We start from the raw sequence: 11,022 nt of genomic DNA on the forward strand, positions 1-11,022 counted from the left end.
CCGGGGTCGCCGCCTCCGACTCTCTCGACGACCAGTCCGACCAAAGGTGGAATCCCATGTCCGTATCCGTCGCCGTGGCGGGAGCCTCCGGCTACGCGGGTGGTGAGCTCTTGCGCGTGCTCTCCGCCCATCCCGAGTTCGACGTCAGGACGGTGACGGCGTTCTCGAACGCCGGACAGCCGTTGATCGCGACGCAGCCGCACCTCCGGTCGCTGTCGCACCTGACCCTCGAGAAGACGACGGCCGAGACGCTCCGAGGGCACGACGTCGTGTTCCTGGCGCTGCCGCACGGTCAGTCGGGGGCGATCACCGAGGAGCTCGGGGACGACGCCCTCGTGGTGGACTGCGGCGCGGACCACCGTCTGACGGACGCCGCGGCCTGGGAGCAGTTCTACGGCGGCGACTACCACGGCGCCTGGACCTACGGCCTGCCGGAGCTCCTGCTCGCCGCCCCGACCCCGGGTTCGGCCGACGAGTGGCGCGAGGTCGAGGACATCGCGTCGCAGGGCAAGCAGCGTTCGGCCCTGGTCGGCACCAAGCGGATCGCGGTCCCCGGGTGCAACGTCACCGCGGTGACGCTCGGCATCCAGCCGGGCATCCAGGCCGGGCTCGTCGAGTCGGACGACATCGTCGCCGTGCTGAGCGTCGGCCCGAGCGGTGCCGGCAAGAAGCTCGCCAACACCTACCTGGCGTCCGAGATCATGGGTTCCGCCAGCGCCTACGCGGTGGGCGGCACGCACCGGCACGTCCCGGAGATCCAGCAGAACCTGATCGTGGCGGGTGCCGCGGGCGTGACGATCTCGTTCACGCCCGTGCTCGTCCCGATGTCGCGGGGCATCCTCGCGACGACGACGGCCAAGCTCACCCCGGGTGTCAGCGCCCGCGACGTGCGGCTGGCCTGGGAGCAGGCCTACGCCGACGAGCCGTTCGTGCACCTGTTGCCCGAGGGCGAGTTCCCCCGGGTCGCGGACACCATCGGTGCGAACACCGCACTCGTCGGCATCGCGGTGGACGAGGCCGCAGGCCGCGTCGTCGCCGTGACGGCTCTCGACAACCTCGCGAAGGGCACGGCGGGTGCCGCCGTCCAGTCGACCAACATCGCCCTGGGTCTGCCGGAGACCCTGGGCCTCAGCGTGGACGGAGTCGCACCGTGACCGATCTCACCGACGTGAGCGAGCCCACCCAGGGCGAACCGGGCCTCCAGGGCGTCACCGCGGCAGCGGGTTTCCGCGCTGCCGGCGTGACCGCCGGCCTGAAGACCAGCGGCAAGCCGGACGTGGCCCTCGTCGTCAACGACGGCCCCGACGCGGCCGTGGCCGCGGTCTTCACCAGCAACCGCGCGCAGGCGCACCCGGTGATCTGGTCCCGCCAGGTCGTCGGTGACGGCGTCGCGCGCGCCGTCGTCCTGAACTCCGGCGGCGCCAACTGCTTCACGGGCCCCTTCGGCTTCCAGACCACGCACCTGACCGCCGAAGCCGTCGGTGACGCCCTCGGCATCGGCGCCGGTGACGTCGTCGTCTGCTCCACCGGCCTCATCGGGGTCGGCGACCAGACCTTCCGCGACGGCGTGCTCCGCGGGGTCGACCTCGCGAGCGCCGCGCTCAGCGCCGACGGCGGCCCGGACGCGGCCACCGCGATCATGACGACCGACACCAGGGCGAAGCAGTCCGTGGTGACCGAGGACGGCTGGACCGTCGGCGGCATGGCGAAGGGTGCGGGCATGCTCGCACCCGGACTCGCGACGATGCTCGTCGTGATCACGACCGACGCCGTGCAGACCCCGGACCAGCTCGACCAGGCGCTCCGCGCGGCCACCCGCATCACCTTCGACCGCGTCGACTCGGACGGCTGCATGTCGACGAACGACACCGTCGTGCTGCTGTCGTCGGGTGCGAGCGGGGTGACGCCCGAGGTCGGCGACTTCCAGGAAGCCCTGACCGCGGTCTGCGCCGACCTGGCCCGCCAGCTGCAGCAGGACGCCGAGGGCGCCAGCCACGACATCGCGATCGAGGTCGTGCACGCCGCGACCGAGGACGACGCCGTCACCGTCGGCCGGAGTGTCGCGCGCAACAACCTGTTCAAGGCGGCCGTCTTCGGCAACGACCCGAACTGGGGCCGGGTCCTCGCGGCCATCGGCACCACGGACGCCGACTTCGACCCGTACGCGGTCGACGTCAGCATGAACGGTGTCCGGGTCTGCCACGCCGGCGCCCCGGACCAGCCGAGCGACACCGTCGACCTGACGCCGCGGGACACCCACGTGCGCATCGACCTCGGCGTCGGGACGCACTCGGCGACGATCCTGACCAACGACCTCACGCACGACTACGTGCACGAGAACAGCGCGTACTCCAGCTGATGGCGAACGACACCGAAGGGGCCGGGACGCCCCTCACGAAGGAAGAAGAGCACGAGTTCGCCGCCGTCAAGGCCGCGACCCTGATCGAGTCCCTGCCGTGGCTCAAGCGGTTCTCCGGCAAGGTCGTCGTCGTCAAGTTCGGCGGCAACGCGATGGTGAACGAGGACCTCAAGCGTGCGTTCGCCGAGGACATGGTCTACCTCCGCTACGCCGGGTTGCACCCCGTCGTCGTGCACGGCGGGGGTCCGCAGATCTCGGCCGCGCTCAAGGAACAGGGCATCGAGTCCGAGTTCCGTGGCGGCTACCGCGTCACGACCACCGAGGCGATCTCGGTCGTCCGCGACGTCCTGGCTGGCGAGGTCAACCGCGAGATCGTCGACCTGATGAACGAGCACGGCGAAGGCCTGGCCGTCGGCGTGTTCGGTGACGGCGGGTCCCTGTTCACCGGCGAGCAGAAGGGCGTGGTCGTCGACGGGCAGGAGTACGACCTCGGGCACGTCGGCGACATCACCCACGTCGACCCGTCAGGGGTACTCGCCGCGATCGAGGCGGGCCGCATCCCGGTGGTCTCGAGCATCGCGATCGACGACGCCCACCCGGACCAGGCGCTCAACGTGAACGCCGATGCGGCCGCGGGTGCCCTGGCGATCGCGCTGCGTGCGTCGAAGCTCATCATGCTCACCGACGTCCCCGGCCTGTACCGCAACTGGCCGGACCGCGGCTCGCTCGTCGACCTCATCGCGGTCGAGGAGCTCCGCGCGCTCCTGCCGTCCCTCGAGTCGGGCATGATCCCGAAGATGACCGCGTGCCTCGACGCCGTGGTCGGCGGGGTCGGCGGGGCGACGATCATCGACGGTCGGATCCCGCACTCGATCCTGCTCGAGGTCTTCACCCTGCGCGGTGCGGGCACCGAGGTGATCCCGGACCCGAGCCGACGCACCGAGAACCAGATGACCCACGCCGAGATCGGCCGACGCGTCGCAGCACCGTCGACGAGCACCAGCACCGGCCAACACGTGGCCAGCACGACCGAGAAGGGGCAGCAGCCGTGAGCAGCGAGACGCAGACCGAGACCTGGAACGACCGGTTCGGGGCGTCGCTCATGCGATCCCTGACCCCGCCGAAGATCATGCTCGAGCGCGGACAGGGCTGCCGTGTCTGGGACGTCGAGGGCAACGAGTACCTCGACTTCCTTGCGGGCATCGCCGTCAACTCGCTCGGCCACGCGCACCCCGTGCTGGTCGAGGCGATCGCCGACCAGGCCGCGAAGCTCGTGCACGTGTCGAACTACTTCGCGACGCCGCCCCAGCTCGAGCTGGCGGAGCGTCTCAAGCGCATCACCGGTGCGGGCGACGCCGGGCGGGTGTACTTCGGCAACTCCGGGGCCGAGGCGAACGAGGCGGCGTTCAAGCTCGCGCGCCTGAACAAGGGCGCCGACGGGCAGAAGACCCGCATCCTCGCGCTGAAGCAGGGCTTCCACGGCCGGACGATGGGGGCGCTCGCGCTCACCGGCAAGCCCGCGCTGCAGCAGGACTTCCTGCCGATGATCCCGGGCGTCGAGCACATCGACTCCACCGTCGCTGCGCTCGAGGCGTCCATCGACGACACGGTCGCGGCGATCGTCATCGAGCCGATCAAGGGCGAGGCCGGCGTCGTCGACCTGCCCGAGGGCTTCCTGCTCGCCGCGCGCCGGCTGACCGAGGAGCACGGTGCGCTGCTGATCCTCGACGAGATCCAGACCGGTGTCGGCCGGACCGGCAACTGGTTCACCTACCAGGGCCACGGCTTCACCCCCGACGCCGTCACGGTGGCCAAGGGCATCGCCGGCGGGTTCCCGATCGGTGCGCTCGTGACCTTCGGGTGGGCGTCCGACCTGTTCTCGGCCGGCCAGCACGGTTCGACCTTCGGTGGCAACCCGCTCGGCACCCGCGTGGCGAACGCGGTGCTCGAGGAGATCGAACGCGCGGACCTCGTCGCTGCCGCCGTGGTCAAGGGTGAGCGGATCCGGACCGGCATCGCCGGCATCGGCTCACCGCTCGTCGAAGAGGTCCGCGGCACCGGTCTGCTCATCGGCGTCGGGCTCACCGGCCCGATCGCTGCCGCGGTCAACGCCGCCGCCCTCGAGCGTGGCCTCATCATCAACGCCCCGAACGAGTCGAGCCTGCGCCTCGCGCCGCCGCTCATCGTGTCCGACGCCGAGATCGACGAGTTCGTGTCGATCCTCGCCCAGAGCCTCGCGGCCGTCGCTGCCGCCCAGGAGACCTCCGCATGACCCGCCACTTCCTCCGGGACGACGACCTCAGCCAGGCCGAGCAGTCCGCGATCCTCGACATCGCCGACCAGATGAAGGCCGACCGTTGGGGTGCGAAGCCCCTCGCCGGCCCGCAGAGCGTCGCGGTCATCTTCGACAAGTCGTCGACCCGCACCCGGGTGTCGTTCCACGTCGGCATCTCCGACCTGGGCGGCAGCCCGCTCATCATCTCGACGGCGAACAGCCAGCTCGGCGGCAAGGAGACCCCGTCGGACACCGCCCGCGTGCTCGAGCGCATGGTGTCGGCGATCGTCTGGCGCACCTACGGGCAGGCCGGTCTCGAGGAGATGGCCGCCGGCACGACCGTCCCCGTCGTCAACGCACTGTCCGACGACTTCCACCCCTGCCAGCTGCTCGCCGACCTGCTCACCATCCGCGAGCACCGCGGCACGCTGGCGGGCCAGACCGTGGCGTTCATCGGCGACGGCGCCAGCAACATGGCGCAGTCGTACCTGCTCGCCGGCGCGACCGCGGGCATGCACGTCCGCGTCGCGGCTCCCGCCGAGTTCTCGCCGTCCCCGCAGGTCGTCACCGACGCCGAGCACCGTTCGGCCGAGACCGGCGGCTCCGTCCTCGTCGTCACCGACCCGGTGGCAGCCGTCGCCGGTGCCGACGTCGTGGTCACCGACACCTGGGTGTCGATGGGCAAGGAGTCCGAGAAGCAGTCGCGCCTCGACACCTTCTCCGGGTACCGCGTGGACGACGCCCTGATGGCGCACGCCGCCGACGACGCGGTGTTCATGCACTGCCTGCCCGCCGACCGTGGCTACGAGGTGACCGCCGACGTCATCGACGGGCCGCGCAGCATCATCTGGGACGAGGCGGAGAACCGTCTGCACGCCCAGAAGGCGCTGCTGGCCTGGCTCCTCGCCGCGAATGGCGCGACGACGGCAACGGCGAACGCCGTGGCGACCGCGTAGGCGCACCGCATGGCTGACCGCGTCGTCCTCGCCTACTCCGGCGGCCTCGACACCTCCGTCGGGATCGGCTGGCTGCGTGACGCCACCGGCAAAGAGGTAGTGGCACTCGCGGTCGACGTCGGCCAGGGCGGCGAGGACCTCGACGCGATCCGACAGCGCGCGCTCGACTGCGGGGCCGTGGAGTCGATCGTGGTCGACGCCAAGGACGAGTACGCCGACGAGTACATCGTTCCGGCCCTCAAGGCCAACGCGCTGTACCAGAAGCGCTACCCGCTGGTGTCGGCGCTGAGCCGCCCGCTCATCGCGAAGCACCTCGCGCTGACCGCGAAGCAGCTCGGCGCCGACAGCGTCGCGCACGGCTGCACCGGCAAGGGCAACGACCAGGTCCGGTTCGAGGCAGCGGTCGCGGCGATCGCTCCGGACCTGCGGAGCGTGGCACCGGTGCGTGACCTCGCCCTGACCCGGGACAAGGCGATCGCGTACGCCGAGCAGCACGCCCTGCCGATCCAGCAGTCGCAGCGGTCGCCGTACTCGATCGACCAGAACGTGTGGGGCCGTGCGGTCGAGACGGGTTTCCTCGAGGACCCGTGGAACGCCCCGACCGAGGACCTCTACGCCTACACGCAGGACCCCGCCGTCCCGCGCGACCCGGACGAGGTGACCATCACGTTCGAGCGCGGCGTCCCGGTGGCGCTCGACGGGCAGCGCTTCAGCGTGCTGCGGATCGTGCAGGAGCTGAACGCCGTGGCCGGCAAGCACGGCGTCGGTCGGATCGACGTCGTCGAGGACCGCCTCGTCGGCATCAAGTCGCGCGAGGTGTACGAGGCCCCTGCGGCGATCGCGCTCATCACGGCGCACGAGGAGCTCGAGCGCCTCACCCTCGAGCGCGACGTGAACCGCTACAAGCGCGGTGTCGAGTCGGAGTGGGCCGACCTGGTCTACGACGGCCTGTGGTTCGGCGGGCTGAAGCGCAGCCTCGACGCCTTCGTCGACCACACCCAGCAGCACGTCTCCGGCGACGTCCGCCTCCAGCTGCACGGCGGTCGGGCGACGGTGACCGGCCGTCGCTCGGAGCAGAGCCTCTACGACTTCGACCTCGCCACGTACGACACCGGCGACACGTTCGACCAGTCCCTCTCGAAGGGCTTCATCGAACTCTGGTCGCTCCCCAGCAAGATCTCCGCCCGCCGCGACGCGGCGAACTGACACCCGCCGCCACCCGGCCCGACGACAACGACGCAGGACGACATGACCGACGAGAAGACCGACGCCACCAACACCGGAGCCCTCTGGGGCGCCCGCTTCGCCGACGGCCCGAGTGCGGCCCTGGCAGCGCTGTCGAAGTCGACGCACTTCGACTGGCAGCTCGCCCCGTACGACATCGCCGGCTCCCGCGCGCACGCCCGGGCCCTGCACACGGCGGGGTACCTGACGGCGGACGAGCTCGAGCGCATGCTCGCCGGCCTCGACCGGCTCGAAGCGGCGCACGTCGACGGGAGCCTGCAGCCCGACGACTCCGACGAGGACGTCCACGGCGCTCTGGAACGCCTGCTCATCGCCGACCTCGGTCCCGAGCTCGGCGGCAAGCTCCGCGCCGGCCGCAGCCGCAACGACCAGATCGCGACGCTCGGCCGCATGCACATGCTCGACCACGGGCGGCGCATCGGCCGACTCGTGATCGACCTGGTCGACGCGATCACCCAGCAGGCCAACGAGCACCCGTCGGCGATCATGCCGGGTCGCACGCACCTGCAGCACGCGCAGCCCGTCCTCCTCGCGCACCACCTGCTGGCGCACGCGTGGCCGTTGGTCCGCGACCTCGAGCGCCTCCGCGACTGGGCGGGCCGCGCGAGCGTGAGCCCGTACGGCGCCGGTGCCCTCGCCGGCAGTTCGCTCGGCCTCGACCCCGCCGCGATCGCCGCGGAGCTCGGGTTCGACCGCCCGGCCGACAACTCGATCGACGCCACGGCCGCCCGCGACGTCGTCGCCGAGTTCGCGTTCGTCCTCGCGCAGATCGGCATCGACGTCTCGCGTCTGTCGGAAGAGGTCATCCTCTGGAACACGAAGGAGTTCGGCTTCGTCCGGCTCCACGACGCGTTCTCGACCGGCTCGAGCATCATGCCGCAGAAGAAGAACCCCGACATCGCCGAGCTCGCGCGCGGCAAGTCCGGTCGTCTGATCGGTAACCTGACAGGCCTGCTCGCGACCCTGAAGGGACTGCCGCTCGCCTACAACCGCGACCTGCAGGAGGACAAGGAGCCCGTCTTCGACTCGGTCGCCACGCTCGAGGTCCTGCTGCCGGCCTTCACCGGCATGATCGCGACGCTCACGTTCGACACGGACCGGATGGCCGAGCTCGCGCCGCAGGGCTTCTCGCTCGCGACCGACGTGGCCGAGTGGCTGGTCCGCGAGGGCGTCCCGTTCCGCGATGCGCACGAGGTGTCCGGTGCGCTGGTCCGGTACTGCGAACAGCGCGGCATCGAGCTCGACGACCCGACCGACGACGAGTACCGGTCGGTCTCCGAGCACCTGACCCCCGGGGTCCGTGCCGTGCTCACGATCGAGGGCAGTGTCGCGTCCCGCTCGGGTGTCGGCGGGACCGCTCCGGACCGTGTGGCCGAGCAGCTGGCGTCCGTCACGCGTCGCGTCCACGACCTGGCCGAGGGCGCACCCTTCACGCGATGACCGAGGGGCTGCTCGCGATGCTCGCCGAGCCGGCGCCGCGCATCGCACCGGCGCTGCTCGGTGCGACGATCGCTGGCCGAGGCGTGACCCTGCGCATCACCGAGGTCGAGGCCTACTTCGGCCCCACCGACCCCGGCTCGCACGGCCACCGCGGTCCGACCGAGCGCAACCGCCACCTGTTCGGCTCGCCGGGCACCCTGTACGCGTACCGCTCGTACGGCATCCACACCTGCGTCAACGTCGTGAGTGCACCGGCCGGCACCTCCTCCGGTTCCCTGCTCCGCGGTGCGCAGGTGATCGAGGGCGTCGACACCGCACGCGGACGACGTGGCCCGTCGGTCGCCGACGTCGCGTTGGCGCGTGGCCCCGGCAACCTCGGTGGTGCCCTCGGCGCGGTGCTCGGACAGGACGACGGCACCTCGCTGCTCGACGGGTCCGGTCCGTTCGTGCTCACGTTGGCACCCGGCCTGGAGGCGCGGCTCGCCTCCGCCCCGCCGGCCCGGGTCATCGAGGAACTCCTGACCGAGACCACACCCGGCCCCGGCGGGACGGGTCCGGTCCCGCGCATCTCGCGCGGACCGCGCACCGGCGTCGGCGGCATCGCCGGCGGTGCGCAGTACCCCTGGCGCTTCTGGTTGACGGGCGACCCGACGGTCTCGACGTACCGACGGCACAAGGGTGCCCTCGACTGATCCCCACCGGCACGGCCGGCCCGCCGCTGGCGCGTCGCGCCGGAACCGGCGGCGTGGGCCCAGACGCACCACGGGCCTCCCGGTCGACGGCGCGCTGTCGGTGGTGCGCCGCCGCTACGATGGCGGGGTGTCCAGTGATACCGCTCAAGACGTCCTGACGCGCCAGCAGAACGACCCCACCTTCGCCTCGGTGTGGGACGAACTGCGCTGGCGCGGTCTGGTGCAGGTCTCGACCGACGAGACCGCACTCCAAGAGGCCCTCGACGGTGATCCGATCACGTACTACTGCGGCTTCGACCCCACGGCACCGTCGCTGCACTGCGGCAACCTGCTGCAGCTCCTGACCATGCGTCGGTTGCAGCTCGCCGGGCACAAGCCGCTGGCGCTCGTCGGGGGATCGACGGGGCTCATCGGCGACCCGCGTCCGACGGCGGAGCGCACGCTGAACACCCGCGAGACCGTCGCCGAGTGGGTGGCGCGTCTGCAGGGGCAGGTGTCACGGTTCCTCAGTCCGGACGGCGACAACGGCGTCCAGCTGGTGAACAACCTCGACTGGACGTCACCGATGTCCGCCATCGACTTCCTGCGCGACGTCGGCAAGTACTTCCGGGTGAACTCGATGCTCAAGAAGGACGCCGTCGCCGCGCGGCTGAACTCCGACGCGGGCATCAGCTACACCGAGTTCAGCTACCAGATCCTGCAGGGCCTCGACTACCGCGAGCTCTTCCGGCAGTACGGCTGCACGCTGCAGACGGGTGGCTCGGACCAGTGGGGCAACCTGACCTCTGGGACGGAGCTCATCCGTCGTGCCGAGGGTGCGACGGTGCACGCGCTCGGGACACCCTTGATCACGAACTCGGACGGCACGAAGTTCGGCAAGAGCGAGGGCAACGCCATCTGGCTCGACGCCGAGATGACGTCGCCGTACGCGCTGTACCAGTTCTGGCTCAACACGGCGGATGCCGACGTGATCGCGCGCCTGCGGGAGTTCACGTTCCTGTCCCGCGCCGAGATCGAGCGACTCGAGCAGGCGGTGGCCGACGAACCGTTCCGACGCGAAGCGCAGCGGACCCTCGCGTTCGAGGTCACTTCGCTCGTGCACGGGGTCGACGCCACCCAGGCCGCGATCGACGCTGCGGCCGCGCTGTTCGGCAACGGGGACCTCGGTGCGCTGGATCCGGACACCCTGCGGTCGGCGATCGCGGAGCTGCCGGGGTCGGTCACCATCGAGGCCGGAGCCGACGTGGCCCGGGCGCTCGTCGAGACCGAGCTCGTGAAGTCCCTCGGCGAAGCCCGGCGGGCGATCGACCAGGGCGGCGTGTACGTGAACAACGTCCGAGCCGAGGACGCCAACGCACCGCTGTCGGACCTCGCCCTGCCCGGGGGAGTCCTCGTGCTCCGCCGCGGCAAGAAGACCCTCGCCGGCGTGACGCTGGCCTGATCGCCCCGGCACCCGGGCGACGCGTGTTGCTCAACGCGACACGCCCGGGATCGGGCCTGGCTTGGCACACTCGCCCAGGCCTGCGTAAAGTTCCTACTCGTCACCCCAAAGGTGCGGCGGAGCGGCTGGAGCGAAAGCCCAGAGCACGTCGGCCCTCAAGCGGGACCATCCTCCACTGAAGATCAGATCTGGCCTTGTGCTCGATCGCTTCGACGCCTAGGATGACAAGCCCACCGGTTCTCTCCCCCCCGGGGATGAGCCACAGGACCTCCGGGTCCGACGACACACCGGTGGCAAGCCAAGTACACAAGCCTCGTGGCTGGAGCTCGAACCTGAGCCGAAGAGCGAGTGCGTCTGGTCCTTGAGAACTCAACAGCGTGCACATTGTCAATGCCAATTTATTGATTGACCTCGTGCCTGGGCAGCTTTGGTTGTTCAGGTCATGATGCAATTCCTTTTGGATTGAAGATTGTCAGTAGACAGTCAACAGTCAGAATCAACTCGGTCTGATGCCCTTTGGGGTGTTGGGTCTGTATTTTTTTACGGAGAGTTTGATCCTGGCTCAGGACGAACGCTGGCGGCGTGCTTAACACATGCAAGTCGAACGATGATGC

At 70.5% G+C, this 11,022-nt stretch carries 9 protein-coding genes and 1 rRNA gene; all 10 read left to right on the top strand.

The window, feature by feature from the left end; all coding sequences use genetic code 11:
• Positions 1-56: 56 nt before the first annotated feature.
• Positions 57-1,154: an NAGSA dehydrogenase family protein gene (locus tag EDF51_RS13800; RefSeq protein WP_134195329.1), complete on the top strand. Its 1,098-nt coding sequence runs from the start codon at positions 57-59 to the stop codon at positions 1,152-1,154.
• On the top strand, positions 1,151-2,359 hold the full coding sequence (gene argJ, locus EDF51_RS13805) for a bifunctional glutamate N-acetyltransferase/amino-acid acetyltransferase ArgJ (RefSeq protein WP_243837129.1): 1,209 nt from the start codon (positions 1,151-1,153) through the stop codon (positions 2,357-2,359). Before EDF51_RS13800 ends, argJ begins: the two co-directional genes overlap by 4 nt.
• A complete protein-coding gene (gene argB / locus EDF51_RS13810; RefSeq protein ID WP_134195331.1) occupies positions 2,359-3,411 on the top strand; it encodes an acetylglutamate kinase in 1,053 nt (350 codons plus the stop codon). Before argJ ends, argB begins: the two co-directional genes overlap by 1 nt.
• Positions 3,408-4,631, top strand: a complete 1,224-nt coding sequence (locus EDF51_RS13815) for an acetylornithine transaminase (protein WP_131877375.1) — start codon at positions 3,408-3,410, stop codon at positions 4,629-4,631. Before argB ends, EDF51_RS13815 begins: the two co-directional genes overlap by 4 nt.
• Positions 4,628-5,590 carry an ornithine carbamoyltransferase gene (gene argF, locus EDF51_RS13820; RefSeq protein WP_123338475.1) on the top strand — a complete coding sequence of 321 codons (963 nt, stop codon included), beginning with the start codon at positions 4,628-4,630 and terminating at the stop codon, positions 5,588-5,590. Before EDF51_RS13815 ends, argF begins: the two co-directional genes overlap by 4 nt.
• Before the next feature lie 9 nt (positions 5,591-5,599).
• Positions 5,600-6,796 (top strand): argininosuccinate synthase, encoded by a 1,197-nt coding sequence (locus EDF51_RS13825; RefSeq protein WP_123293379.1) that lies wholly within the window; start codon positions 5,600-5,602, stop codon positions 6,794-6,796.
• A gap of 42 nt (positions 6,797-6,838) precedes the next feature.
• A complete protein-coding gene (argH, locus tag EDF51_RS13830) occupies positions 6,839-8,275 on the top strand; it encodes an argininosuccinate lyase (protein WP_134195332.1) in 1,437 nt (478 codons plus the stop codon).
• Positions 8,272-8,967, top strand: a complete 696-nt coding sequence (locus tag EDF51_RS13835) for a DNA-3-methyladenine glycosylase (protein WP_208321851.1) — start codon at positions 8,272-8,274, stop codon at positions 8,965-8,967. The genes argH and EDF51_RS13835 overlap by 4 nt, the downstream gene beginning before the upstream one ends.
• 127 nt (positions 8,968-9,094) lie before the next feature.
• Complete coding sequence (gene tyrS / locus EDF51_RS13840; protein WP_134195334.1) at positions 9,095-10,408, top strand: tyrosine--tRNA ligase; 1,314 nt, start codon at positions 9,095-9,097, stop codon at positions 10,406-10,408.
• Between the two features lie 539 nt (positions 10,409-10,947).
• Positions 10,948-11,022: ribosomal RNA gene (locus tag EDF51_RS13845) — 16S ribosomal RNA — on the top strand; the annotation flags it as partial.

It is taken from the genome of Curtobacterium sp. PhB25, from assembly GCF_004365375.1.
Classification (GTDB): Bacteria; Actinomycetota; Actinomycetes; order Actinomycetales; family Microbacteriaceae; genus Curtobacterium.

Coding starts and splice junctions, on each gene's coding strand:
- EDF51_RS13800 (WP_134195329.1), top strand. CDS start 57: ATGTCCGTATCCGTCGCCGTGGCGGGAGCCTCCGGCTACGCGGGTGGT.
- argB (WP_134195331.1), top strand. CDS start 2,359: ATGGCGAACGACACCGAAGGGGCCGGGACGCCCCTCACGAAGGAAGAA.
- argF (WP_123338475.1), top strand. CDS start 4,628: ATGACCCGCCACTTCCTCCGGGACGACGACCTCAGCCAGGCCGAGCAG.
- EDF51_RS13825 (WP_123293379.1), top strand. CDS start 5,600: ATGGCTGACCGCGTCGTCCTCGCCTACTCCGGCGGCCTCGACACCTCC.
- argH (WP_134195332.1), top strand. CDS start 6,839: ATGACCGACGAGAAGACCGACGCCACCAACACCGGAGCCCTCTGGGGC.
- EDF51_RS13835 (WP_208321851.1), top strand. CDS start 8,272: ATGACCGAGGGGCTGCTCGCGATGCTCGCCGAGCCGGCGCCGCGCATC.